This window comes from Pseudomonas sp. VS40, assembly GCF_018587885.1.
GTDB lineage: Bacteria > Pseudomonadota > Gammaproteobacteria > Pseudomonadales > Pseudomonadaceae > Aquipseudomonas > Aquipseudomonas pergaminensis.
This window is the reverse complement of record NZ_JAGYWD010000010.1, coordinates 68500-94632: the sequence shown is the minus strand read 5'-3', so window position 1 is coordinate 94632 and position 26133 is coordinate 68500. Positions and strand designations below refer to the sequence as shown.

General features: G+C 62.7%; 24 protein-coding genes. 15 read left to right on the top strand and 9 right to left on the bottom strand.

Annotated features, from left to right (window positions below):
- Positions 1–24 precede the first annotated feature (24 nt).
- Positions 25–408 (bottom strand): DUF1294 domain-containing protein, encoded by a 384-nt coding sequence (locus tag KHP07_RS25180; RefSeq protein ID WP_078048290.1) that lies wholly within the window; start codon positions 406–408, stop codon positions 25–27.
- Positions 405–1235 carry an undecaprenyl-diphosphate phosphatase gene (locus KHP07_RS25175; protein ID WP_078050914.1) on the bottom strand — a complete coding sequence of 277 codons (831 nt, stop codon included), beginning with the start codon at positions 1233–1235 and terminating at the stop codon, positions 405–407. The genes KHP07_RS25180 and KHP07_RS25175 overlap by 4 nt, the downstream gene beginning before the upstream one ends.
- 220 nt (positions 1236–1455) lie before the next feature.
- Between KHP07_RS25175 and KHP07_RS25170 the strand changes: the two genes are divergently transcribed.
- From KHP07_RS25170 to KHP07_RS25155, 4 genes are all read left to right on the top strand, one after another.
- Entirely contained in the window at positions 1456–3090 is a 1635-nt protein-coding gene (locus KHP07_RS25170) for a methyl-accepting chemotaxis protein (RefSeq protein ID WP_099491238.1), read from the top strand.
- Between the two features lie 148 nt (positions 3091–3238).
- On the top strand, positions 3239–3802 hold the full coding sequence (gene pnuC, locus KHP07_RS25165) for a nicotinamide riboside transporter PnuC (protein WP_214498214.1): 564 nt from the start codon (positions 3239–3241) through the stop codon (positions 3800–3802).
- Positions 3799–4320 (top strand): AAA family ATPase, encoded by a 522-nt coding sequence (locus KHP07_RS25160; RefSeq protein WP_078048287.1) that lies wholly within the window; start codon positions 3799–3801, stop codon positions 4318–4320. The genes pnuC and KHP07_RS25160 overlap by 4 nt, the downstream gene beginning before the upstream one ends.
- A 69-nt stretch (positions 4321–4389) precedes the next feature.
- Positions 4390–5895 carry an FAD-dependent oxidoreductase gene (locus tag KHP07_RS25155; RefSeq protein ID WP_099491241.1) on the top strand — a complete coding sequence of 502 codons (1506 nt, stop codon included), beginning with the start codon at positions 4390–4392 and terminating at the stop codon, positions 5893–5895.
- Here the strand turns inward: KHP07_RS25155 and KHP07_RS25150 are convergent.
- The gene (locus KHP07_RS25150; protein WP_214498213.1) at positions 5892–6686 is read right to left on the bottom strand and encodes an exodeoxyribonuclease III; all 795 of its coding nucleotides are present in this window, start codon (positions 6684–6686) and stop codon (positions 5892–5894) included. The two genes, KHP07_RS25155 and KHP07_RS25150, sit on opposite strands and share 4 nt — an antisense overlap.
- Positions 6687–6807: 121 nt before the next feature.
- Positions 6808–8532 (bottom strand): gamma-glutamyltransferase, encoded by a 1725-nt coding sequence (gene ggt / locus KHP07_RS25145; protein ID WP_100490835.1) that lies wholly within the window; start codon positions 8530–8532, stop codon positions 6808–6810.
- A gap of 161 nt (positions 8533–8693) precedes the next feature.
- Here ggt and KHP07_RS25140 point away from each other — a divergent pair, with 161 nt between their 5' ends.
- Positions 8694–9341: a TetR/AcrR family transcriptional regulator gene (locus tag KHP07_RS25140; protein WP_078048283.1), complete on the top strand. Its 648-nt coding sequence runs from the start codon at positions 8694–8696 to the stop codon at positions 9339–9341.
- A 121-nt stretch (positions 9342–9462) separates the two neighbouring features.
- Here KHP07_RS25140 and KHP07_RS25135 read toward each other — a convergent pair whose 3' ends face one another.
- The 4 genes from KHP07_RS25135 to KHP07_RS25120 form a co-directional block, all read right to left on the bottom strand.
- The gene (locus tag KHP07_RS25135) at positions 9463–12990 is read right to left on the bottom strand and encodes a molybdopterin cofactor-binding domain-containing protein (protein WP_214498212.1); all 3528 of its coding nucleotides are present in this window, start codon (positions 12988–12990) and stop codon (positions 9463–9465) included.
- Between the two features lie 5 nt (positions 12991–12995).
- Positions 12996–13478, bottom strand: a complete 483-nt coding sequence (locus KHP07_RS25130) for a (2Fe-2S)-binding protein (RefSeq protein ID WP_078048282.1) — start codon at positions 13476–13478, stop codon at positions 12996–12998.
- A 288-nt stretch (positions 13479–13766) separates the two neighbouring features.
- Positions 13767–14201: a MarR family winged helix-turn-helix transcriptional regulator gene (locus tag KHP07_RS25125; protein WP_034108832.1), complete on the bottom strand. Its 435-nt coding sequence runs from the start codon at positions 14199–14201 to the stop codon at positions 13767–13769.
- A 103-nt stretch (positions 14202–14304) separates the two neighbouring features.
- A complete protein-coding gene (locus tag KHP07_RS25120) occupies positions 14305–15357 on the bottom strand; it encodes a 2,5-dihydroxypyridine 5,6-dioxygenase (RefSeq protein ID WP_100490837.1) in 1053 nt (350 codons plus the stop codon).
- A gap of 307 nt (positions 15358–15664) precedes the next feature.
- On the opposite strand from KHP07_RS25120, the gene KHP07_RS25115 reads away from it, so the two are divergent.
- The 6 genes from KHP07_RS25115 (at position 15665) to KHP07_RS25090 (ending at position 21811) form a co-directional block, all read left to right on the top strand.
- Complete coding sequence (locus KHP07_RS25115; RefSeq protein ID WP_214498211.1) at positions 15665–16798, top strand: FAD-dependent monooxygenase; 1134 nt, start codon at positions 15665–15667, stop codon at positions 16796–16798.
- Positions 16795–17592: an alpha/beta fold hydrolase gene (locus KHP07_RS25110; RefSeq protein WP_214498210.1), complete on the top strand. Its 798-nt coding sequence runs from the start codon at positions 16795–16797 to the stop codon at positions 17590–17592. The genes KHP07_RS25115 and KHP07_RS25110 overlap by 4 nt, the downstream gene beginning before the upstream one ends.
- A gap of 14 nt (positions 17593–17606) precedes the next feature.
- Positions 17607–18359 carry a maleate cis-trans isomerase family protein gene (locus KHP07_RS25105; RefSeq protein WP_010210656.1) on the top strand — a complete coding sequence of 251 codons (753 nt, stop codon included), beginning with the start codon at positions 17607–17609 and terminating at the stop codon, positions 18357–18359.
- Positions 18360–18442: 83 nt separating this feature from the next.
- Positions 18443–19075, top strand: a complete 633-nt coding sequence (locus tag KHP07_RS25100; protein ID WP_078048279.1) for an N-carbamoylsarcosine amidohydrolase — start codon at positions 18443–18445, stop codon at positions 19073–19075.
- Positions 19076–19395: 320 nt separating this feature from the next.
- Positions 19396–20706 (top strand): MFS transporter, encoded by a 1311-nt coding sequence (locus KHP07_RS25095; protein WP_078048278.1) that lies wholly within the window; start codon positions 19396–19398, stop codon positions 20704–20706.
- Positions 20707–20734: 28 nt separating this feature from the next.
- Entirely contained in the window at positions 20735–21811 is a 1077-nt protein-coding gene (locus KHP07_RS25090) for a nucleoside hydrolase (RefSeq protein WP_214498209.1), read from the top strand.
- A gap of 70 nt (positions 21812–21881) precedes the next feature.
- On the opposite strand, the gene pdxR is transcribed toward KHP07_RS25090, so the two are convergent.
- Positions 21882–23258, bottom strand: a complete 1377-nt coding sequence (pdxR, locus tag KHP07_RS25085) for a MocR-like pyridoxine biosynthesis transcription factor PdxR (protein WP_214498208.1) — start codon at positions 23256–23258, stop codon at positions 21882–21884.
- Between the two features lie 131 nt (positions 23259–23389).
- Here pdxR and KHP07_RS25080 point away from each other — a divergent pair, with 131 nt between their 5' ends.
- The 4 genes from KHP07_RS25080 to KHP07_RS25065 are packed head-to-tail and all read left to right on the top strand — an operon-like array spanning position 23390 to position 26094.
- Positions 23390–23866, top strand: a complete 477-nt coding sequence (locus KHP07_RS25080) for a carboxymuconolactone decarboxylase family protein (RefSeq protein ID WP_214498207.1) — start codon at positions 23390–23392, stop codon at positions 23864–23866.
- Entirely contained in the window at positions 23859–24299 is a 441-nt protein-coding gene (locus KHP07_RS25075; protein ID WP_214498206.1) for a GNAT family N-acetyltransferase, read from the top strand. Before KHP07_RS25080 ends, KHP07_RS25075 begins: the two co-directional genes overlap by 8 nt.
- Positions 24296–24889 carry an FMN-dependent NADH-azoreductase gene (locus tag KHP07_RS25070; RefSeq protein WP_078048273.1) on the top strand — a complete coding sequence of 198 codons (594 nt, stop codon included), beginning with the start codon at positions 24296–24298 and terminating at the stop codon, positions 24887–24889. Before KHP07_RS25075 ends, KHP07_RS25070 begins: the two co-directional genes overlap by 4 nt.
- A gap of 59 nt (positions 24890–24948) precedes the next feature.
- Positions 24949–26094, top strand: a complete 1146-nt coding sequence (locus KHP07_RS25065; protein ID WP_214498205.1) for a MalY/PatB family protein — start codon at positions 24949–24951, stop codon at positions 26092–26094.
- The last annotated feature ends 39 nt before the right edge of the window (positions 26095–26133 follow it).

The window sequence follows — 26133 nt, the reverse complement described above, 5'->3', positions numbered from 1 at the left end:
GTGTTGTTAAAGCGTTGTGTCGGCCTATAGGACTGACCACAGCGTGCCGCCCAGGAACAGTTGGTCCAACCAGAACACTTGATGCAACAGCACGATCACCCAGAACAGCACTTGATAAGACACCTTCCGCGTCTTGTGCCGGAATACTTGCTGGGCGATCAGCGCGCCTGGCCAGCCGCCCGCGAGTTCGACGGCGTGGAGGATGTTTTCAGGGGTGCGCCAGCTGTCGCTGCGTGCCTTGCGTTTGTCGCTCCAGTAGAGGAAAAACGCGATGACGCTGACTACGCCATAGGCCGCCAGTGGGATGACGGTTTCGCCGCGTTGCCACGCCAGTACCGAGCCCAGTAATGGCGCTGCGCATAGCAGCAGAAAGATCGCCGCTTTCAGGCGTGGGTGCTGGAGGGTCATGCCTTGGCGGCCGCCCAGTCGATCCAGCCGAACTGCCAGGTGGCCAGGATCAGCAGGCCGAATGCGATGCGGTACCAGGCAAACGCGGCGTAGCTGTGGCTGGCAATGAATTTGAGCAGGCCCTTGACGGCAATCATCGCGAAGATGAAGGAGGTCACGAAGCCGATGGCGAACACCGGCAGGTCCGCGGGCTGGAACAGGTCACGGTACTTGTAACCCGAATACACCGCCGCACCGACCATGGTCGGCATTGCCAGGAAGAACGAGAACTCGGTGGCGGTCTTGCGGGACAGGCCAAAGAGCAGGCCGCCGATGATGGTCGAGCCGGAGCGCGAGGTGCCCGGGATCATCGCCAGGCACTGGGCCAGGCCGACCTTGAGCGCGTCTTTCCAGGTGATGTCGTCGACGGTTTCGGCGTGTACTTCGTGCTGGCGGCGTTCGGCCCACAACATGATGATGCCGCCCACCACCAACGCCGTGGCCACGGTGATCGGGTTGAACAGGTAGTGGTGAATCAGGTCGGCGAATATCACCCCCAACACCACTGCCGGCAGGAAGGCGATCAACAGGTTGACGGTAAACCGCTGGGCCTTGCGCTGGGTCGGCAGCCCGCTGACCACTTCGAAAATCTTGCCGCGAAACTCCCACACCACCGCCAGGATCGCGCCCAGCTGGATGATGATGTTGAAGGCGTTGAAACGGTCGCCGGTAAAGTCGAGCAAGTCGGCAACGATGATCTGGTGGCCGGTACTGGAAATCGGCAAGAACTCGGTAAGCCCCTCCACAATGCCAAGAATCAATGCCTGAATGGCGGTCCAAAAATCCATGCTTCCCCCAAAGGTCATGCTCAACGGCATGCCTTATTAATCTTTTTTAGTGGTTCACTGACGACAGAGGCCGGTGCTGATTTTCAACGCCGGCCTGCAAAAATTTCGTGAAAAATCAGACGGTACTCAGGTTTTGCGATTACAGGCCGAAAGCCTATCAGACAAGTCGGAAAAGTCGATGCAGCCCCCACAATTATAAAAAGCACGGAGTGACAGGACGATGAACAGTTTGCGCAATATGTCGATCAGCCGGCGCCTGTGGCTGATCCTGATAGTCGCCGTGCTGATGCTGCTGGCCCTGGGTTTGCTGATGCTCAAGCAGATCCATGACGACCTGTACCAGGCCAAGCGCCAGCAGACCCAACACGTGGTCCAGACCGCCAGCGGGATCCTGACGTTTTATCACAGCCTCGAAACCACCGGCGTGATGACCCGCGACGCCGCCCAGAAGCAAGCCTTGAGCGCGGTACGCGGCTTGCGCTACGACCATGACGACTATTTCTGGATCAACGACCTCACGCCCGTGATGATCATGCATCCGGCCAACCCCAAGCTCGATGGCCAGAACCTCTCGGCCATTCGCGACCCGGACGGGTTTGCCGTGTTCAATGAGTTCGTGATCCTGGCCAAGGCCAAGGGCGCCGGCATCGTCAATTATCGCTGGCCCAAGCCCGGGGCCGACGCGCCAGTGGCCAAGACCTCGTATATCCAGCTGTTCGAACCCTGGGGCTGGATTATCGGCTCCGGCGTGTATGTGGATAACGTGCAGGCCGAGTTCAGCGGCCAGGTGTGGAAAGCTTCGTTCATCGGCCTGGGGATCGCGCTGGTCATGGCACTGCTGGTGTCACTGATCGCGCGCAGTATCGTGCGGCCTTTGCAGGATGCGGTGAACGCCATGGGCAACATTGCCAGCGGCGAAAGCGACCTGACCCGCAGCCTCGACACCCATGGCCGGGACGAAGTCACCCAGCTGTCACAACACTTCAACAGCTTCACCGCCAAGCTGCGCCAGGTGGTGAGCCAATTGCAGGTGTGCGCCAACGCCCTGGGCCAGTCCTCGCAGGAGCTGGGCAACAACGCCACCCAGGCTCACGACCGCAGCCAGCAACAATCGCAGCAGATGGAGCTGGTGGCCACCGCCATCAATGAAGTCACCTACGGCGTGCAGGACGTGGCCAAGAACGCCGAACACGCCGCCAGCGAAATGCGCGACGCTCAGGCCCAGGCGCAACAAGGCCAGGTCAATATCGACGGCAGCCTGCAGCAGATCGACCAGCTCTCCGGCACCATCAACCAGGCGGTGGAGGTGATCCGCACCCTGTCCGCCGAAAGCACCCAGATCGGCAGCGTACTCGAAGTGATCCGCTCCATTGCCGACCAAACCAACCTGCTGGCCCTCAACGCCGCGATTGAAGCTGCCCGCGCCGGTGAACAAGGCCGTGGCTTTGCCGTGGTGGCCGATGAAGTGCGGCTTTTGGCCCAGCGCACGCAAAAATCCACTGCCGAGATCCAGGGCATGATCGAACGCCTGCAAGGCCACTCGGAAGCGGCAGTCAAGGTCATCAGCGACAGCCACAGTGCCTCGCAACTGACCATCGAACAGGCCGGCCAGGCCGGTGCCAGCCTGACTGCCATCGGCCAGGCCCTGCGCAACCTCAACGGCCTCAACGCCTCGATTGCCAGCGCCACCCTGCAACAGGCCCATGTGGTCGAAGACATCAACCAGAACGTCACCCAAGCCGCCGGTCTGTCCCACAGCACCGCGTTGGCGGCGGAACAGTCGAGCGTGGCAAGTGCGCATTTGCGCGGCCTGAGCGACCAACTCGACGGGCTCTTGCGCCAATTCAAAGTCTGACACCCCACTTGTAGGAGCCGGCTTGCCGGCGATAAAGCCCTTGAGACCCGCGCAAGACTCAAGGCCGCCATCGCGGGTAAGCCGGCTCCTACAAAGGATCATCTTTGGTTACAATCCCCGCCCTCTCCCACGCTCCCAAGGAACCCTCATGTCCGGGTTTGAACTGTTCGCCGCCGCCCTTGGGGTGATCGCCGTCTGGCTGACGGTCAAGCAGAACCCATGGTGCTGGCCCATCGGGCTGGTGATGGTGTTGCTGTACACCTGGGTGTTCTTTGACGTGAAACTCTACTCCGACATGCTCTTGCAGGTGGTCTATGCCGCGTTGCAGGTCTACGGTTGGTGGCAGTGGACCCGCGCCGGCGCAGTCAAGCAGGGCCGACAGGTGACCAGTCTGGGCGTGCCGGCCATCCTCGCCAGCCTGGCGATGGGTGCCCTCGGCAGCCTGTTGCTTGGCGCCGCCATGGCGCACTGGACCGACGCCGCGCAACCCTGGCTCGACGCCGCCCTCACCGGTTTCAGCCTGGTGGCGCAAATGTGGATGGCGCAAAAGCGCGTTCAGTGCTGGCCGCTGTGGATTGCCGTGGATGTGATCTTCGTCGGGCTGTTCCTCTACAAAGGCCTCTACCTCACCGCCGCGCTCTACGCGCTGTTTACTGTGATTGCCGTGCAAGGTTGGCGTGAATGGCGCACTGACCCGGCGCTGCACGCATGAAGGTGGTGGTACTGGCCGGCCCGGAGTCCAGCGGTAAAAGCTGGCTGGCGGCGCAGCTGCAAGCGCAGTTCGGCGGGCTGATGGTGGGCGAATACGTGCGGTACTTCATTGATCACCATCAACGCGACACCACGCTGGCCGACATCCCGGACATCGCCCGTGGCCAACTGGCCTGGGAAGACGCCGCGCGCGCCAAGCAGCCGCAGTTGCTGATCCTCGACACGCACCTGCTGACCAACAGACTCTGGAGCCAAACCCTGTTCGGTGACTGCCCGGCCTGGCTCGACAGTGAACTGCTGGCACGTCACTACGACCTGCACCTGCTGCTCTCGCCGGAGGATGTGGAGTGGACCGCCGACGGCCAACGCTGCCAACCGGAACTGGCGGACCGCCAGGCGTTTTTCCAGGCCAGCCTGGACTGGATGCGGCAGCACCACCAACCGTTCGTGGTGATCGGTGGAGATTGGGCACAGCGCCGGGTCATGGCCTTCGCCGCCGTGACGAAGTTATTGGCGTAGCGACCGACCATCGGGCCGACGCAGTTCATGGCCCTGCCCGTCAGTCAACCTTCTAAAGGAGACTGACCCATGAATATGCGTATCGTTGCCCGCCTGATCAACCTGCCTGAAAACCGCGGTGTGCGTGTCGAGACCGCGACGCACCCCATGTTGTTGGTCCGCGTCGGCGACCAGGTCCGGGCCTTCCAGGCCGACTGCCCGCACGCGGGTGCACCGCTGGAAAAAGGCGTGATCTGCGCAGGCCGCATCGTGTGTCCCTGGCACAAGGCCGCGTTCGCCGTGGACAGCGGCGCCGTGCAGGAACCACCGGCGCTGGTCGGGCTCAGGCAATACCCGGTGCAGGTTCTCGATGGCGTAGTGAGTGTCGGTGACGAGCCCATCAGCGCCGAGCCCACGCAGCCCCGTGAGGACACGCGCTGTTTTGCCGTGATCGGTGCAGGCGCCGCCGGTGCCGCCGCCGTGGCCACCCTGAAACGCCACGGGTTTGCCGGGCGCTTGCTGTGGATCGACCGCGAACAGCAGCCCGCCTACGATCGCACCGCCCTGAGCAAATTCGTGATTGCCGGTGAAATGGCGGCCGAGGACACCCCGCCCCTGCTGGACGAGAGCGCGAACATTCATGGCGAAGTGCTGCGCCTGGACGCCATCGGCAAGCGCATCGAATTGGCTGATGGCCGCCAGTACGACTACGACGCCGCACTGGTCGCCACCGGTGGCAACGCACAACCCCTGGATATCCCCGGTGCCCAGCTCAATAACGTGTTCGTGCTGCGCAGCCGCGAAGACGCCGCGCGTATCAGCGCGGCGGCAGACCACGCCACCTGCGCGGTGATCATCGGTGACAGTTTTATCGGCCTGGAGGCGGCGTCGGCCCTGCGTCAACGCGGCCTGGTTGTGCAGGTGGTCAGCCGCCACACCATCCCGCTGGCAGCGCAACTGGGCAAGCGCATCGGCGGCGCCCTGCGCCAGTTGCACCAAGACCACGGCGTGATCTTTCACAGCAACACCGAGCCCGAACGCCTGGACGGGCATGGCGCCGTGAGTACGGTGCTGTTGAAAAACGGCAATCGCCTGGCGGCCGACCTGGTGTTGATGGGCGTCGGCGTAACACCCGCCACTGCCTTTATCGACGGCGTTACCAAAGCCGAGGACCAATCACTTGTCGTCGATGATCAACTGCAGGCTGCGCCGGGCCTCTGGGCCGCCGGCGACAACGTGACCTTCCCCTGGCAGCACCAACCCACGCGCATCGAACACTGGCGCCTGGCCCAACAGCTCGGCGTGCTGGCGGCGCGCACTATGCTCGGTGACACCCAGGTGTACGCCGACGTGCCGTTCTTCTGGACCTACCACTTCGACAAGACCTTCGAGGTGCTCGGCCACCCGCAGCACTGGAACCGACTGCACCTGGAGGGCGACCTGCAACGGCATGATTTCATCGCCCTGCTCTGCCATGACGATCAGGTGGAAGCGGTGATTGCCTGCGCACACCCGCAAGCGATGGCGCGCCTGTCACAACGCATGCAGCAGCCCCTGGGCAAGACCGAAGCCCTCGAACTGATCCGCAGCCATTAGCGTTTTTTACGTGTGCCCAGTTGAATCCACGTCGGCGCATGGTCGCTGGCGTGGGGCTCGTTGCGCACCCAGGCATCCACGCCGGCGTCTTTCAGATAAGGCGCGAGCGCCGGGTTGAGCAACAGGTGATCGATGCGCAGGCCTGAATTGGTTTGCCAGTGCTGACGGAAGTAATCCCAGAAGGTGTAGACGCGCGCCTCTGGGTAAAGGTGGCGCACCGAATCGGTCCACCCTTGGTCCAGCAGGCGCTGGTAAGCCTCGCGGCTTTGCGGTTGCAGCAAGGCATCCTTGAGCCAGGAACGCGGGTTGTAGATATCCCGGTCAGTGGGCACCACGTTAAAATCCCCGGCCAGGAGCACCGGATGCTCACTGGCTTGCAGCGCCTTTGCATAGGCAATCAAGCGTTCGAACCACGCCAACTTGTACTCAAACTTCGGCCCGGGTTGCGGGTTGCCGTTAGGCAAATACAGGCAGCCGACCAGTACGCCATGCACGGCAGCCTCGATATAGCGGCTTTGCGTGTCGCTGTCATCACCGGGCAAACCGCGCCGGCTTTCCAGCGGCTGGGCATCCCGCGCCAGGATCGCTACCCCGTTCCAGGACGCTTGCCCCAGGCAGATCCCGCCATAGCCGGCGGCTTCGAAGTCGGCATAGGGGAATAGGCTTTCGGCGGCCTTTAGCTCCTGCAGGCACACCACATCGGGCTGTTCCCGCGCCAGCCATTGCAGCAGGTTCGGCAGCCGGGCACGAATGCCGTTGATATTGAAGGTGGCGATTTTCAGGGCTTTCATGGGGTCCGGTCCTTCCAGGGCTCTTGGGGTAGAGCCCTGGAGAGGAACGGATGTTCAATCCGCACACCACAACTGTTGGAGCGGGCTTGCCCGCTCCCACCGCTTTTTACTGCGTCAGGCCTTAATAGCCGAGCGACAGCCCGGTGTTGCGACGCGGATCATTCGCCCCATAGAAACGGTTGTTACCCACCGGCTTGCCACCCAGGGAAGGTGCGCCGACCAGGATTGCCGCCAAGTGGTTGGCATCCTGTGGACCGGCGAACTTATGGCCCCAGCTTTCGAGGATCTTCTGGGTATCCGGGCTGACCGCGAAGGTCTCCAGGTTGGTGGTTTCCGGCATCCATTGCTGGTGGAAACGTGGCGCGTCCACGGCTTCCTGGATGTTCATCTTGTAGTCGATGACATTCAGGATCGTCAGCAAGGTAGCGGTGATGATGCGGCTGCCACCCGGCGTACCGACCACCATCACGGCCTTGCCGTCCTTGGTCACGATGGTCGGGCTCATCGACGACAGCGGCGCCTTGCCGGGTGCGATGGCATTGGCTTCACCCTGGACCAGGCCGTACATGTTCGGCACACCAACCTTGACGGTGAAGTCATCCATTTCATCGTTGAGGATCACCCCGGTCTTGCTCGCCATCACGCCCGCACCGAACCAGTCGTTGAGGGTGTAGGTGACCGACACCGCGTTGCCCCACTTGTCGACGATGGAATAGTGGGTGGTGTTATTGCCTTCATGGGGCGACACGCCCGGCTTGATCGCCTGGGAGTCACCGGCTTTTTGCGGTTCGATGGCATCGCGCAGTTTTGCCGCGTAGTTTTTATCCAGCAGGTGCTCGATCGGGTTCTTCACGAAGTCCGGGTCGCCGAGGTAGCTGTTGCGGTCCACGTAGGCGTGGCGCATGGCCTCGATCTGGTAGTGCAGGCCCTGGGCCGAGTGATAGCCGAGGTCGGCCATCGGGTAACCTTCGAGGATATTCATGATCTGGCAGATCACTACGCCGCCGGAGCTTGGAGGCGGTGCCGAGACCACGTGGTAGCCACGGTAATCGCACTCGATGGGCGCCAGTTCGCGGGTCTTGTACTTGTCGAGGTCAGCCTGGGTGATGATGCCCTTGCCGGCCTGGCTGGAGTCCACCAGGGCCTTGGCGACCCAGCCTTTATAGAAACCGTCGCTGCCCTTGGCCGAGATTTCCTTGAGGGTCTTGGCCAGGTCTTTCTGCACCAGCTTCTGGCCCACCTGCATTGGCTGGCCGTTGTGCAGGAAGATGCCGCGCATGTCCTTGTCTTTTTCGAACTCGCCGGTAGCGGTGTGCAACAGGTCGATATCGCCCTGCTCCAGGGCAAAGCCGTTTTCGGCCAGTTTGATCGCCGGGGCGATGACCTGGGCGCGCTTGAGGGTCCCGTATTTGCTCAGGGCCAGCTCCATGCCCGAGACGGTGCCCGGTACACCCACGGCCAGGTGGCCTTTGGCGCTGAGGCCTTCGATGACGTTACCGTCTTTATCCAGGTACATATTGGCGGTGGCCGCCAGCGGGGCTTTTTCGCGGAAATCGAGGAAGGTCTTGCGCCCGTCCGCCAGCTGCACGGTCATGAAACCGCCGCCGCCGAGGTTGCCCGCCGCCGGGTACACCACCGCCAGCGCATAGCCCACGGCCACGGCCGCATCGACCGCATTGCCGCCGGCCTTGAGCACATCCACGCCGACATGAGTTGCCAAATGCTGGGCCGTTACCACCATGCCATTTTCACCGGCCACCGGGGCCTGGGAAGCGGCTTGCACACCACTGACCGTCAACACCAGGGCTGTGGCAATCAAGGTACGGCTGAAGGGTTGGTATTTCATCCATGGCTACTCTAGTTATTAAGACGCACCAAAATAGCCCGACGCAGATTGAATCCCCAGCGCAATGGCGTTTTTATTACAGAACTTGTCGGTCACAGAACGGACCCGAAAAAGCCCATGCTATATTTCGCGCCCAGACTGTCTTGCAAGGCCCCTTTGACATGGCGATCAAGAAGACCGGCATCCGCGCCCAACAGGCCGACCAGACCCGCGCGCGAATCCTCCAGGCGGCGGTCAAAGTGTTCACCCGCGACGGTTATTCCGGCGGGCGCGTCGACACCATCTCCAAGGAAGCCGACTCCAACGACCGCATGCTTTATTACTATTTCGGCAGCAAGGAACACCTGTTCGTCTGCGTGCTGGAGCACACCTACGAGCAATTCAACAAAGCCGAAAGCAAGCTCAAGCTCAACCTCGACGCACCGGAGCAGGCCCTGCGTGACCTGGTGGCGTTTATCTGGAACTACTACGTCAAGCACCCGGAATTCGTGGCGATCCTGAGCATCGAGAACCTGCACCAGGGCAAACATGCCCAGCAGTCTGGGGAGATGCGCAGGTTGTCGGGGGAAGCCGTGGGCGTGCTTAAGCCGATCATCGAAGCCGGCCAGGCCCAGGGCGTGTTTCGCCAGGATGTGGACCTCAAGCACGTGTACTTGATGATTGCGTCTCTGTGCTACTTCTATAACTCCAACCGGCACACGCTGAGTTCGTTCCTTGGAGAAGACCTGGCGGACAAGGGGCAGCAGCAGGATTGGCTGGGGTTTATCAGTGATTTGGTGGTGCGTGGGGTATCTCCCATCCCCCTGTAGAAACGCAATCCAAATGTGGGAGCGGGCTTGCTCGCGAACGCGGAGTGTCAGTCGCTGCAGATGTTGACTGGACAACCGCATTCGCGAGCAAGCCCGCTCCCACAGTTTTTATCGCGCAGTGTCAGTGAGTACCGGGGTTGGCGCGCAGGTGGGCGACTTTCTGTTCCAAGCCACTCCACTGTGGCGCATTCGGCGCGAATTGCCCGCGCAGATACGCCGCCAAATCCGCCACCTGGCTATTGGACAAACTGTCCTTGAAGCCCGGCATATACCCCAGGTCCTTGGTCGCCGGGTTGCTGATGCCTTGCAGAATCACCTTGATCAAATTATCCGGCTGATCGCTGTGCACATTGGTATTGGTTGCCAACGACGGGCTTACCCCAAACAATTTCGGCCCCAGGCCGTCGGCATGGCAGGCCTTGCATGAGCCTTCGAATACCCGTCGGCCATTGGGATTTGGCACGGTGACGGCAGCGGCCACCTGAGCCTCGGCCGCCGCTTCGCCGTTAAGCGACGCCAGGTACACCGCCATGGCGCGGATATCCGCCTTGGGCAGTTTCGACAACTCGCTGACCACCGGCCCCATCGGGCCTGCCGCTACGCCGTGGGCATCGGAATAGCCGGTGCTCAGGTAAGTAAACAGTTGATCTTCGGTCCACGGCGTCGGCGCCTTCGACAGCCCCGTCAACGCCGGCGCCTCCCACCCATCGACTCTGCCGCCCGCCAAAAATGCCTTGCCGCCCTTCTCCGCGCCCAGCAGGTTGCGTGGCGAATGGCACGCGGCGCAGTGACCCAGGCCATTGACCAGGTAATTCCCACGGTTCCATTGCTCGCCGCGCTCAGGCTGCGGCGTGATTTCACCGCGCCGAAGATTCAGGGCGTTCCAGCCCGCCATCAACGGCCGGATATTGAACGGAAAGCGCATGGTATTTGGCGTCGGCGCCTGACTCACCGGCGCCTGGGACATCAGGTAGGCATACAGCGCCTGCATGTCCGCCTCATTGATATTGCGAAACGCCGTGTAGGGAAACGCCGGGTACAGGTTGCGCCCGTCACGGCCAATACCGTCGCGCATCGCCCGCTCGAAGGCCGGGTACGACCAGGCGCCGATCCCGGTCTTCACGTCCGGGGTGATGTTGCTGCTGTACAGCGTGCCGAACGGCGTTTCCATGGCCAGCCCACCGGCATTGGTCGCACCACCGGGCGCCGTGTGGCACACCGCGCAGTCCCCCGCCGCCGCCAGTAAACGCCCGCGCTCCAGGGTGGCCTTGGACCAAGTGCCGGCGCTGGGCGGAGCAATTGGAGCGATTTCAGGGTGGAGCGGCCAGGCTGTCGCCAGCACCGCGCCCAAGGTGGCGAACAGCGCGCCGAACCACCACTTCCTGCGTTTTTGCGGCGACTTGGCCGGTTCACCCAGGGTCGCGGCATTCAGTGCCGCCAGCACGCGCTCCGGGGTGATCGGCAATTCGCGAAACCGAATGCCGGTGGCGTCGTAGATGGCATTGGCGATTGCCGCCGCGCTGGGTACCGAGGCTGACTCACCGGCACCCATCGGCGGCTGGTCCTGACGCGGCATCATCATCACGTCGATCTTCGGCACTTCGGGGAAGGTCAGGATCGGATAGCCGCCCCACTCCTTGCTCGCCACCGTCGACTCTTCAAAGGTCACCCGCTCCTTCAGCACCCGGCTGGTGGACTGGATCACGTTGCCGTGGATCTGGTGCTGCACCCCGGCCGGGTTGATCATCATCCCCGAATCGTGGCCGATCACCACGCGCGTCACCGACACATCGCCGGTCTGCTTGTCGATGGCCACATCCGCCACCCACGCAGCCCAGGCCGCGCCGAACCCCGGGAACTTGCTGTGGATGTAGCGCGCGTAGGCAAAGCCACGGCCACGCAACAGATGGTCCTCGTTGGCGGTTTGCATCGGCGCGGTGCGCGGTGCCCAGTTGGCGCGTTCGGCGGTGGATTTCACCAGGTCGATGGCGCGTTCGTCCTTGAGGTAACGCAGGCGGTATTCCACCGGGTCGACGCCGGCGGCGAACGCCAGCTCGTCAATATAGGATTCGTGGGCAAAGGTGTTGGGCAGGGCCGATACGCCACGCATCCACGAGGCACGCACGATGGGTGCCATGTCGTTAATGGTCACGCGCAGGTTGTCGATGTCGTAGGGCGGGATGGACGTGCGGTCGCCCATCTCGAACATCGCCGCCACCGGCTCGACGCGGCCGGTCAGCAACAGCGCCAGGGTCGGCGCGCCGTTGGAAGGGTAACTGGTTTCAAAGTCATAGGCGGCGATGCTGCCGTCGGCGTTGAGGCCGCCGTCCACCTCCATCAATTGCGCGGTGCCCTTGGGCTCCCACAGATGCTCCTGCTCGCGGGTCAGCTGCACACGCACCGGCTTGCCGACCGCACGGGACAACAGCAAGGCATCGGCGCATACATCGTCGGCGCAATTGCGCCCATAACAGCCGGCAGCCTCCATGCGGATCACATCGATCAGGCCTTCTTCGCATTCCAGCAACCACGCCAGGTCGGCGCGCAACAGGTGCGGGTTCTGGCTGCCCGACCACACCCGGCTGCCGGCCGGCGAGTAATCCGCCACGCTGCAGGACGGACCGATCGAGCCATGCATCTGGTAGGGCCACAGGTAACTGCGGGGCATGCGCTGGGTGGCATTGGCCAGGGCTGCATCCACGTCGCCCTGGTCGAGGACGGTGCGGCGCACGCGGGGGTTGTCGCGGATGGCCTGCGCGACATCGCTCATGTCCGGCAAGGCGTTGTTCCAGGGTTTCCACTGCACCTGCAGGTCGGCGGCCGCCTTGATCGCCTGCTCTTCCCGCAACGCCACCACCCCGACGAAATCGCGGATCACCACCACTGCGACCACGCCAGGGATGTGTGCGATGGACGCCTCATCCACACTCAGCAAGCTATTGCCGACAAACTCCCCGCAATCAAGCCCGGCATACGGCGGGCGAACCACCCGGCCATGGAGCATGCCCGGCACACGCATGTCATGTACGTAGGTCAGCTCGCCGGTGGCCTTGCCGGGGATATCCACGCGTGCGGCGCCCTTGCCTACCAGGCGGTAGTCCTCGACGGATTTCAACGGGGCATCGCCGCTGATGCGCAGTTGGTCATGCTGGCCGCTGACCAGTTCGCTGTAGGTGGTGGTGCGCCCGTCAGCGGCCTGGATTACGCCGGCGTCGACCTTGAGACTGCCGGTGCTCACGCCCCAGCGCCCCGCCGCCCGCGCCAGTAGAAACCGCCGCGCCTCGGCTGCCGCATTGCGCAGGGGCACGGCGGATATCTGCAACGTGGCGCTGGCAATAGTCGCGCCCTGGTTGGGTACGCGTTCAGTGTCGCCGAGCGCCATCTTGACCTGGTCCATCGCCAGGTCCAGTTCTTCGGCGACGATCTGCGCCAACGCGGTGCGAATGCCGGTGCCCAGGTCCACATGGCCATTGAACGCATACACCAGGCCGTCGTCGTTCACCGCAATGAACAGCCCCAGTTCCTTGGGTTTCACGGTGGGTGTGCCGCCCTTGGCCACCGGCCCCGAGGGCGGCAGCACGTCATCGACGATCAACAGGACGCCGGCCTTGGCCAGCCACTGGTCACGGGAAAGCGGTGTGTCGGTCATGGTCATCAATCCACAGTCATCAGGCGGGCGGCACGCAGCACGGCGCGCAGGATTTCAATATGGGTGCCGCAGCGGCAGAGGTTGCCCGACAGCGCGTTGCGCACCTCGGCTTCGCTGGGGTTGGGGTTACGGTCGAGCAAGGCCTTGGTGGTCATGATCATGCCGTTGAGGCAGTAGCCACATTGCGCGGCCTGCTCGTCGATAAAGGCTTGTTGCACCAGGTGCGGCGCCTGGCGCGTGCCCAGACCTTCCAGGGTGACAATCTCGCGGCCTGCGGCACCCGACAACGGAAACACACAGGAACGGGCCGCCACCCCATCGATGATCACGGTGCACGCACCGCACTCCCCGAGGCCGCAGCCATATTTGGGGCCATTGAGTTCCAGGTCATTGCGCAGCACCAGCAACAGCGGCGTGTCCGCCATGGCGCTGACTTCGTTTTTTTGCCCGTTGACCTCAAGCGCTACCGTGATGTGCTGGCTGATCATTCGCTTCGCCCGTAACAGTTGGTGAAGTGGTCACTACATGAAACAGTCAAAAAAAAGCGTCGCGGACCTGGGGTCTCACGACACACTTGACGAATGAAGTGACTACTACATGAACTCAAAGCAAAAGCGGTGCCAGAAGGCGGATAGATACCCTGTGGTGAGCGGGCTTGCCCCGCGCTGGGTGGCGCAGCCGCCCCAATAATGCCACCGAGTTCTTCCAGATGAATGGCGGTGTCTGGTTTCAGGGCCGCTTCACGCCCCAGCGCGGGGCAAGCCCGCTCACCACAATTATTCCTGCGGGTCGTCGATCATCTTGCGCAGCAAGAACAGCACTGCCACCCGTTCGGCGGGGTTGAGGTTGCTCATGGTCAATTCGCTGATCTGCGCGGCGCGCGGCGCAGTCTGGGCGACCAGTTCGGCGCCTTCCGGGGACAAGTCCACCACCACTTTGCGCTTGTCCTGCGGGTCCGGTTCCAGGCTGATCAGTTCCTTGGCCTTGAGCCGTTCGACGATGCCGCGAATGGTCGCCTGGTCCACGGCCGTCGCCTTGACCAGCTCGGTCAGCGAACTTGCACCGTGATCGCGCAGCGCGCACAGGGTCACGAACTGCACGGCGGTGAGCTGGGAATCGCCGACATTCTGCTGAAAGATCGCCAAGTGGCGCTGGTAGGCCTTGCGCAGCAGGTGGCCAACTTGTTCAGAAAAGACGTAGGAATCAGGCACGGCGGAGCTCGAAAAATGGCTGGCGATGGGGAGGCATGATAACGGGATGTGCCGCAAACACCTACCGATGTAGGAGCCGGCGTGCCGGCTCCTAGAGGGGCGTTCAGCGGGCCAGGGAGGCTGCCGGGGCGACGACGTCACCGGCGATGACCACGGCTTCGTCATCCAGGTACACATCGCAATTGCGCAGCGGGATGTCCATGTGGCACGGCGTCTTGCGTGTCCCGCCCACTTCGGTATTCGGCCCGGTGGAGAACAGGAAGTTGCCATAGAACGCCCGCGCGTCCATGCACATGCCATCGTTCTTGTCGTGCAGGCCCATCGCCGTCCACTGCGCCCGAGGCTGCAGGCCCCAGCCGATATGGGAGATGCCGTACACCTCGGGGTCGTTGAAGTACTTCATGTAGTCACGCAGGTATTCGGCCTCGAACCCCCCGTGGATCTTGGTGATGAAGCCCTTTTCGATCTCCAGGGTGATCTTCTCGCGGGTGTAGGTCTTGAACGGCAGCAGGATGTCGCCGATGTCCAGCACCAGCACGCCTTCGGCGGTTTCTTCGTTGGGCCAGGAGAACAGGAAGCCGCTCGGCCAATGGTCCCAGCGCCCCGGCTCGTCGGCAAAGCCGTATTCGGTCACCGACGGGTATTGCCCCAGGGCAGCGCGGAAGTCACTGCCGGCGCGGGATTTCACGTGGATTGAGCGTGCCTTTTTCAGCAACTGCTCGGCCGCCAGCACGCGCACTTTGTCTTCTTCGGTGGGCAGCATGCGCGCCAGCACTTCGGGCGGCTCCACGGCCAGCAGGATGCGCGTGCCAGTCTTGAGGATCTGCTCCTGCTCCGGCGAGTGCAGCAGCATCATGGTGTCGACGATCAGGTCGGCGGCTTCCAGTGCGCGTTGCGCCGCGATATTGCCGGTAAGCGCGGTGTCGCCGCAGTAGGCGGTCATGTCGTTGCCCATCGCCCTGGGATGGTTGAACGACGGCAACTCCACCGCATACACCTTGGCCCCCAGGCGCTGCGCAGCATCCATCGCAGCACGCACGGTGCGCGGGTCGGAGTAATGGCTCTTGAGCACGGCAACGCTCTGGGTCGGGTCGACCTTGGACAGCGTCAACACGTGTTCAAACATCTGGGTCAGTTCGCAATCGCTTACCGGCATTTTCCTGTCTCCTGTGGGCCTGCACCAAGTTCAAGCACTGCGCTTCACTCTAGTGCATTTTTATAGCGTACACGCCATTTAATAACGATAAGACCCGAATTGCAGACAGACTGCAAGCGGCGCGCCAAAACGTTACCTATCGAAACAATCCCCGTATTTATTGACTACATCACGTTACACGGGATAACTATGACCAAAAAATAATTTTGCAGAGACAGGCTTCCCATTTCGAAAAATGAGCGTATACACTTTAAAAACCTTGCGGACAGACGCCGCCGAAAATCAAAAAGAGAGAGGAACACGCCCCATGGGAAGCACTCAGAAAATCGCCATCGTCGGCGCCGGCCTTGGCGGTGCCGCCGCTGCCACCCTGTTGCAGCAAGCTGGTTTCGACGTGGATGTGTATGAGCAGGCGCCGGAGTTTTCCCGCTTGGGTGCCGGGATCCACATGGGTCCCAACATCATGAAAATCTTCCGCCGCATGGGCATCGAAAAACAGCTGGACCTGATGGGCTCGCACCCCGAGCACTGGTTCAGCCGTTGCGGCGAAACCGGCGACTACCTCTCGCGCATCCCGCTCACCGGCTACGGCGCGTCCTACATCACCGTGCACCGTGGCGACCTGCATGCGCTGCAGATGTCTACCCTCAAGCCCGGCACCCTGCACTTCAACAAGCGCCTGGAAACTCTCGAGGAAACCGACACCCAGGTGCGCCTGACCTTCGCCGACGGCCAGGTGACCTACGCCGACATCGTGATCGGTGCCGACGGCATCAATTCCAAGATCCGCGAAGAACTGCTCGGCGTGGAAAAACCGCTGTACAGCGGCTGGGTCGCACACCGTGCGCTGATCCGTGGCGACCAGTTGGCCAAGTACGACCTGAAGTTCGAAGACTGCATCAAATGGTGGACCGAAGACCGCCACATGATGGTCTATTACACCACCGGCAAGCGCGACGAGTACTACTACGTGACCGGCGTTCCCCATGCCGAATGGGACTTCCAGGGCGCGTTCGTCGACAGCAGCCGCGAAGAGATGTTCGACGCCTTCAAGGGCTACCACCCCACCGTCCAGGCCCTGATCGAGTCCACCGAAAGCGTGACCACATGGCCGCTGCGCAACCGCAACCCGTTGCCACTGTGGAGCCGTGGGCGCCTGGTGCTGCTCGGCGACGCCTGCCACCCGATGAAGCCCCACATGGCCCAGGGTGCCGGCATGGCCATCGAAGACGCGGCGATGCTCACCCGCTGCCTGCAGGAAACCGGCATCAGCGACTACCGCACCGCGTTCCAGCTCTACGAAGCCAACCGCAAGGAACGTGCATCACGGGTACAAGCAGTGTCCAACGCCAACACCTGGCTGCGCACCCAGGAAGACCCGGCCTGGGTCTACGGTTATGACCTGTACGCCCAAGAACTCAAATCGGGGGTGGCCGCGTGAGCACCTTCCTCTACGGCGGCAACGTGCAGGCCAATGGCATTCGCCAGCACTACCTGCGTTACGGCGGCAAGGGCCCGGCGCTGATCCTGATCCCCGGCATCACCAGCCCGGCGATCACCTGGGGCTTCGTGGCCGAGCGCCTGGGCGCGCAGTTCGACACCTACGTGCTCGATGTGCGTGGTCGCGGCCTCTCGTCCACCGGCCCCGAGCTGGACTACAGCGCGGACACCTGCGCCGCAGACATCGGTGCCTTTGCCGATGCACTCAACCTGCACAGCTACCACTTGATGGGCCACTCCATGGGCGCGCGCTTTGCCGTGCGCAGCGCGGTGCTGCACCCCCAGGGCGTCAACCGCGTGGTGCTGATCGACCCGCCGGTGTCCGGCCCGGGCCGACGCGAATACCCGAGCAAGCTGCCGTGGTATGTCGATTCGATCCGCCAATCCCTGGTGGGCATGCACGCCGAGGCGATGCGCGCCTTCTGCGCCACCTGGACCGACGAACAACTGCAACTGCGCGCCGAATGGCTGCACACCTGCTATGAGCCCGCCATCGTGCGCGCCTTCAATGACTTCCACACGGTGGACTTCCACCACGACCTGCCCCACCTCAAGGTCCCTGCCCTGTTGATGGTGGCCGGGCGCGGCGGCGTGATCCTTGATGAAGACATTGCCGAAATCCAGGACCTGCAACCGGCCATCCAGGTGGCCCGCGTTCCGAATGCCGGGCACATGATTCCGTGGGATGACTTCGACGGTTTCTTCCACGCCCTTGGCGACTTCCTCGAACAATAACCATGGAGACCACCATGCAGAAGCCTTACCGCATCGGCCAGATCGTGCCCAGTTCCAACACCACCATGGAAACCGAGATCCCGGCGATGCTCACCGCACGCCAGGCGATCCGCCCCGAGCGTTTTACCTTTCACTCCAGCCGCATGCGCATGAAGCAAGTGCGCAAGGAAGAACTGGCGGCCATGGACGGCGAGTCCGACCGTTGTGCCGTCGAGCTGTCCGACGCCAAGGTCGATGTGCTGGGTTATGCGTGCCTGGTGGCGATCATGGCAATGGGCTTGGGCTACCACCGCAACTCCGAACAGCGCTTGCGCAAAGCCACCGCCGACAACGACGCCAACGCCCCGGTGATCACCAGCGCCGGCGCCTTGATCGAAGGCCTGAAAGTGATGGGCGCCAAGCGCATCGCGATTGTTGCGCCGTACATGAAACCGCTGACCGAACTGGTGGTGAACTACATCCGCGAAGAAGGCTTCGAGGTGGTGGACTGGCGTGCGCTGGAGATCCCGGACAACCTCGAAGTGGCCCGCCACGACCCGGCCAACCTGCCGGCTATCGTCGCCGGCATGAACCTGGAAGGTGTCGATGTGATCGTGCTGTCCGCCTGCGTGCAGATGCAATCGCTGCCAGTGGTGGCCAAGGTCGAGGCGCAAACCGGCAAACCGGTGCTCACCGCCGCCATCGCCACTACCTACGCGATGCTCAAGGCCCTGGACCTGGAACCCATCGTTCCCGGTGCTGGCGCCCTGCTTTCCGGCGCTTATTAACGGGAGCGGAAAGTTGCTTTGTGGTGAGCGGGCTTGCCACAAAAAAAGCGCGCTCACGTCAGACATGAATGAGGGGTTGAAAGATGAGTGAACAATCCGCCGACGCCAACTACCAAGGCGTATGGGGCAACCGCATCGGCTTCGGCAAGAAAGCCGCACTGCTGATGATCGACTTCATGCAGGGCTACACCACCGAAGGCGCGCCGCTGTTTGCGCCGGGTGTGGTCACGGCTGTAGCTGAAAGCGTCGAGCTGCTGGCCACCGCACGCAAGCACGGGATTGCGGTGGTGCACACCAATATCCGCTACCATCCCGGCCATTTCGTCGATGGCGGGATCTGGGTCAAGAAGGCCCCGGTGATGAAAGACATGGTCGAAGGCAACCCACTGGCGGCGTTCTGCGCCGACGTGTTGCCCCAGGCCGATGAAGTGGTGATCACCAAACAGTACGCCAGTGCGTTCTTCGGCAGCAGCCTGGCGCCGATGCTGCATGCCCAGGGCATCGACACCGTGGTACTGGCCGGTTGCTCCACCAGCGGCTGCATCCGCGCCACGGCGGTGGATGCGGTGCAACACGGGTTTCGCACCATCGTCGTGCGCGAATGCGTCGGCGACCGGCACCCGGCCCCCCATGAAGCCAACCTGTTCGATATCGACAGCAAATATGGCGACGTAGTGAGCAAGCAGGAGGCAATGCGCAAATTCAAGGAGCAATAAGACGGTACTGAGAACCGCGCCATAGAGTGCGGTCTTGAACAAACTGAGGCCCGGCCTTGGAACACATTCAAATGTGGAAACCGATCCCTGTGGGAGCCGGGCTTGCCCGCGATGCAGACGCTGCGGTGTAACAGTGACACCGCGCCGATGCCATCGCAGGCAAGCCAGCTCCCACATATGCCCGGCGTCCATATGGATCGTGTCCAGGCGCCGCCCTCAGTCTTCTGACACTGCCTTTGGAAGTCGCTTCTACAGCACTCCGAAGTGCTGGAACAAAAGCGGCTGTATAAAAACCATAAGTCACCGCCAGGAGACACCCAATGCCCATTGCGAATGCAGCGCCCGCGACCACGGTCGCCGACCCGGTCAACACGCTTTACCACAAGATCACTTGGAAACTGATTCCGTTCCTGTGCTTCTGCTACCTGGCCGCCTACCTCGACCGCATCAACATCGGCTTCGCCAAACTGCAGATGCTCGACCAACTGCAGTTCAGCGAAACCGCGTTCGGCCTCGGTGCCGGCTTGTTTTTTGTCGGCTACATCCTGTTCGAAGTGCCGAGCAACTTGGTGCTGGAACGGGTCGGCGCAAAAATCTGGATTGCGCGCATCATGATCACCTGGGGCCTGCTCTCGGCCTGCACCATGCTGGTCACCTCCACCACCCAGTTCTACATCCTGCGTTTTCTGCTCGGCGCGGCCGAGGCGGGCTTTCTGCCGGGCGTGCTGTACTACCTGACCACCTGGTTCCCCACCCATCGGCGCGGGCGCATCATCGCGCTGTTCATGATCGGCCTGCCGCTGTCCAGCGTGATCGGCGGCCCGCTGTCCGGCTGGATCATGGGCCACTTCGACCACATGGGCGGGCTGCGCGGCTGGCAGTGGCTGTTCCTGATCGAAGCGGTACCCAGCGTATTGCTGGGCGTGCTGACCTTCTGGGCACTGCCCAACACCTACCAGCAAGCCAAATGGTTGTCGGCTGAGGAAAAGGCCTTGCTGGAAACCGAACTGCGCAAGGATGACGCCGACGGCGCCGGCAGCAAGCACAGCTTCCGTGACGGGTTCTTCAACCTCAAAGTGTGGATGCTCGGCGGTATCGACTTCTCGATCCTGCTCAGCGCCTATGCCATGGGCTTCTGGATGCCGACCTTCATCCGCAACGCCGGGGTCACCGACACCTTCCATATCGGCGTGCTGACCGCATTGCCAAGCGTCGCCGCCCTGCTCGGCATGCTGCTGATCGGCGCCAGTTCCGACAAGCACCGCGAACGCCGCTGGCACATCATCGTGCCGTTTTTCATCGGTGCGGCGGCGATGGCCACCAGCACCTTCTTTACCCATAACGTAGCGGCCACCGTGGCGCTGTTCGCGATTGCCTCGGCGGCGATCATCGGCGCGGTGCCGGTGTTCTTCAGCCTGCCGGCGACCTTTCTCAAAGGCACCGCGGCGGCCACCGGCTTTGCCCTGGCCTGCTCGGTGGCGAATATCGCAGGCCTGGTGAGCAACTCGTTGATGGGCGTTGCGATCGACGTCACGGGCAGCAGTGCCGGTGCCTTGTGGTTTTTCGCTGGCTGCCTGATTCTCAGCAGCTTCCTGGTCATCGCCTTGCCGGCGAAACTGGTGAACCGTTGATAACAACAACTTTTTCGGATGAATCACCATGCAAGGCTTCTTGAAACGCTGTGCGTTGCTTGTGGCGGTCGGCCTGTGTGCCAGCACCGCGCAGGCCGCGGAAAAAGTCATCTTCGACACCGACTTCAATGTGCTCAACGATGACGGCCAAGCCTTCATCATGCTCGCCCAGTTGCACGCGCAAAAACGCATCGAGCTGCTGGGCATGACCCTGGTCAGTGGCAACGCCTGGGTCGACCAGGAACAGGTCGATGCCCTCAAGGCCGTGGAACGCATGGGCGTGGAGAAAGAGGTGGGCGTCTATTCCGGCGCCGCCTACCCGCTGCTGCACGACTACGCCACCTATGAGGCGGAAAAGGCCCTGTTCGGTTCCGGTTGGCCAGGGGCGTTCAAGAACCCGCGTCCTACCTCGCCCGCGCAGTTGGTCACGCCACCGGATGGCCTGGCCACGCACACGAAACTGCGCAGCGAGACGGCCGCGCAGTTCATTGTGCAAAGCGTGCGTGCCAATCCGCACCAGGTGACGATCCTTGCCGTCGGCCCGCTGACCAACGTCGCCCTGGCGATTCGCTCGGCGCCGGATATCGTGCCGCTGATCAAGCGCATCGTGTACATGGGCGGCGCGCTGGAGATTCCGGGCAACACCACGCCGGCGGCGGAATTCAATTGGTGGTTCGACCCGGAGGCCGCGAAGATCGTGTTGCGCGCGCCGATCGAACACGTGATTTTCCCCAACGATGTGTGCGAGAAAGTCACCTTCGACAAGGCGGTGTACCAACGCGTGATCGCCCAGAAAGGCCCGATTGCCGACCTGTACACGCATGAGTTCGGGCCGTTGTTCGACAAGGACCCTAGCTACCACAGCTTTACCTGGGACAGCTTGCCGGCGCTGTACCTGGTCAACCCAGAGATTGTCACGCAATCGCGCGATTTGTGGGTGGATGTAGACGCCACCTTCGGCGCCGACTACGGCCGCGCACTGGGCTACCAGAAAGGCGCCCCGGTAGGCACGCAGAAGGCCAAGGTGGTGTTCGGTGTGGACCAGAAGAAATTCTGGGATGGCTACGTCAACCTCGTGACCCTGCCGACGCCGGTCAAGCACTGACCGGCCGCGCGCTCCCACCTTGCGTGGGAGCGCATTCTTTTTCAGTTGCTCAGCGTTGAGTACATATCCGTTATTGGTCAACGGTTATGCACTTATCAATCACATCACGCAAAACCATGGCGACCACAACCGCGTCAGACGCCGAAGCCACATTGGTAAACCCCATCAACACCCCCTGCCCCCGCCCAGCCTCAAGCGTCCAGGAAGACAGTGCCTGCACCGCCAACCCCGCTCTACCAGCGGCCTCGGCCACGACAAGGTCCGGCACATCCACCACCAACCGCGCCAGCAAATTAATCCCCCCCGCCTGCTCATCCACCCGCAGATATCCCGCACAATGCACGCGCAACGCCTCCACCAGATATGCCCTGCGCTGCGCATACAACTGGCGCATCTTCTTCAAATGCCGGGTGAAGTGCCCCTGCTCGAGAAAATCCGCCGCCGTCAATTGCAACAACTGCGCCCCACGCTGCTGCAACGCCTCGGCCGCACGCTCAAACGCCGACACCAACGACACAGGCACCACCAGATACCCCAAGCGCAACCCCGGGAACAGCATCTTGCTGAAGCTTCCGGCATAGATCACTCGGTCATCCGTATCCTGGCTCTTGAGCGCCGCCAACGGCTGCCCGCGATAGCGAAATTCACTGTCATAGTCATCCTCTACCACCCAACTGCCCTGCTCTCGCGCCCATTCCAGCAAGGCCTGCCGCCGCAGCGGGCTCAACGCCACACCCAAGGGGCTCTGGTGCGCCGGGGTGACTATCGCCAGTCGCGCCCCACGCCCCCGTGCAATGCCCTGCGCGACATCCAGCCCATCGCGATCCACCGGCACCGGCACCAGTTCCACACCGCGATGCCTCAACAACTGCCGCGCATGCAAGTACCCGGGGTCTTCGAACCAGCAGCGCTGCCCCGCCATCGCCAGCGTTTCGCAGACCAGGGTGAGGCCGCCCGCATACCCGGCACACACAAACACCTGCTGGGGCGTGCACTCCACGCCGCGATACAACGCCAGGTAGCTGGCAATCGCCACACGCAGCGCCTGGGTGCCGCGCACGTCGCCCATCGCCAGGCTGTCCGCATCGGTGCGGCGCACTTGCTGGGTCACCAGGCGTGCCCACAATTTGCGCGGGAATGCATCCAGGGCGGGCAGGCCCATTTGCAACGGCCGAGGGCCTGAAGTCACCGGCAACGCAACCGGCATGGGTTTCACCGACACCTGCGGCAGCGCCTCGGCAATCACGGTCCCCGCTTGCCCGCGCGCCTCGAAGAAACCTTCGCTGACCAGCAGTTGATACGCCGCCTCCACCGTGCCCCGCGCCACCTTGAGCTCCTGGGCCAGCGCCCGCACCGAGGGCACGCGCTCACCGGCGCGCAATTGGCCCTGGTCGATGGCCTGGCGAAAACGCCGGTAGATTTCCTGGTATTTGGGCAGTGACGACATCGCAAGTGGCTCGGCGGGAACACAGGCCGAAGTCTGATCATGTCCCAACCCACTTGTCCAATCATGCCCCTGTCAGGCCACCCGGCCAGCCACGAAAATGGCGCATCTCTTCACCGCAATAAGGATCGCCCATGAAACACCGTCTCGACTACGCCCTGGCCGCCCCCGCCGGTTATAAAGCCCTGGGCTCGGTGCACAGTTATATCCACGGCTGCGGCCTGGAAAAAGAACTGATCGACCTGGTGTACCTGCGGGTCTCGCAACTCAACGGCTGCGCCTATTGCCTGGACAGCCATTCCCGCGACCTGTTCAAGCTGGGCGTGAGCCTGGAAAAAATTATGTTGCTGGCCGCATGGCGTGAGGGACTGCCACTGTACACCCCGCGTGAGCAGGCCGCCCTGGCCTGGGCCGAGGTGGTAACGCTGGTCGCGCAAACCCAGGTGCCAGATGCGGATTACGCACAGGTCGCGGCGGTGTTCAGCGACAAGGAAGTCGCCGACCTGACCCTGGCCATCGGCTTGATGAACGCCCTCAATCGTGTCGCCATCAGCTTTCGCAAAGTGCCGGCGGCAATCAAGGCTCACCTGGAGAACCACAGCCATGAATGAACACGTCGAGTTCGTCCAGATGGAAACCGAGGCCGATTGCGTCGCCAGCTTTACAGTGATGCAGCAGCTGCGCCCGCACCTCACCGACGCCAAGGCGTTCGCCGAGCAAGTCCAGCGCCAACGGCAAAACGGCTATCGCCTGCTCGCCGCGCGGGAACACGGCCAGGTGATCGGCCTGGCCGGCTACCGGTTGACCGAAAACACCCTGTATGGCCGCTTTATCTACATCGATGACCTGGTGGTAGACGCCACGTTGCAGCGGCGCCGCCTCGGTGAACGACTGCTTGACCACGTGCGTGACGAAACCCGCGCCCACGGCTATCGCTGGCTGGTGCTGGACACCGGCATGCACATGGCCCTGGCCCAACGCTTCTATTTCCGCCAGGGCCTGTTGCCCCTGGGCATGCACTTTTCCCAGGACCTCAGCCAATGACCCGCGCCCTGCTTCTCGGTTTCAGCCCCCACGGTAAAGCCGCGCAGACCTTCAAACTGGCCCGTGCCCTGCTGCGCGACCTTGTTCCGGACGCCGAGGTGACCGAGCGTGACTATGGCGGCCAGGCGCTCCCTCCGCTGACCCGTGAATATGCCAACGCACTCACCACAGCGGGGGGCTTGAGCGGCAAGGCGACGGCACTCTCGGAACAGTTGATCGTGGAACTGGAAGCCTGCGACCTGCTGATCCTGTGCACCCCGGTGCACAATTTCACCGTGCCGGCGGCGCTCAAGGCCTGGATCGACCACGTGGTGCGCATCCAGCGCAGCTTTACGGTGAATGCGCAATTGGCCAAGGTCGGCTTGCTGGAGGACCGGCGCACCTTTGTGCTGGTCAGCTCGGGTAACGCCCGCAAAGGCCATGAACCGGACTTCCTTACCCCGTACATGACCGCGATCCTGGCGACGGTGGGTATTGAGTCGGTAGATTTTGTGTACCTGCCGGCCATGGTGCGCGGTGAAGAAGCGGTGAATCGCGCGCTGGAACAGGCCCATCGGCAACTGTCGCTCGCAATCAGCTCTGGCCTATAAAAATAATGGCGCTAGAATCAGCGCCATTCCTGCGCCTGACGCCCTGATACGAGCCCCCCATGAGCTTTGATTTCGACACGATCCACCCACGCCTCGGCACCGGCAGCACCAAGTGGAACCGCTACCCGCAAGACGTTTTGCCGATGTGGATCGCCGACATGGACATCGCCGCCCCACCCGCCGTGCTGAAGGCCCTGCACGCACGCCTCGACCAACAGGTGCTGGGCTACAGCGTCGCGGGGCCGGATGTGCGCGAGGCGATCATTGCCGACCTGTGGAACAAGTACGCCTGGCGCGTGCAGCCGGATGAGTTGCTGTTCCTGCCGGGCGTAGAACCGGGCTTCAACATGGCGCTGCACGCGTTTGTGCAGCCGGGCCAGCCGGTGGTGTTGCAAACCCCTAACTACCGGCCAATCCGCCTGGCGCCGGCACACTGGAACCTGCCGCGCATCGAAGTGCCCTTCGAGCCGCTCAACGGTGAGTACGTCACGCCGATGCCGGCCCTGCGCCAGGCACTGAACGGCGCCGGCGCGCTGCTGCTGAGCAACCCGCACAACCCCGTGGGCAAAGTCTTCCCCCGTGAAGAACTGCTGGCCGTGGCCAATGCCTGCCTGGAACACGGTGCGTTGATCATTTCCGACGAAATCCACGCCGAGCTGTGCTTCGACGGCCGCCGTCATATCCCCACCGCCAGTCTCAGCCCCGAGATCGCCCAGCGCACCATCACGCTGATGTCGGCGAGCAAGGCCTATAACGTCGCCGGCCTGAAGACCTGCTTCGCCGTGGTGCAGAACGCCGAGATCCGCGAGCGCTTCAACCAGGCCCGGTGCGGCATGGTCGACAGCGTCAGCCCCCTGGGCCTGGAAGCCACCCGCGCCGCCTACAGCGAATGCACTGACTGGCTCGAGGCACTGGTGCAGTACCTGCAAGCCAACCGCGACTACCTGCTCGACGCCGTGCAAACCCGCCTGCCCGGCGTGGTCATGCATGCGCCGCAAGGCACCTACCTGGCTTGGCTGGACTGCAGCGCCCTGGGCCTGGATGACCCGCAGCAGTTTTTCCTCGAGCAGGCCAAGGTCGGCTTGAGCGCGGGTATCGAATTCGGCGACGACAGCCAACAGTTCGTGCGCCTGAACTTCGGCTGCCCACGGGCGATGCTGGAAGAAGGCCTGCAACGCATGGAGCGCAGTCTGCAAAAACGCTGAAATTGACTGGCACTGTGTCCCGGTGCCAGTCAATCCAGG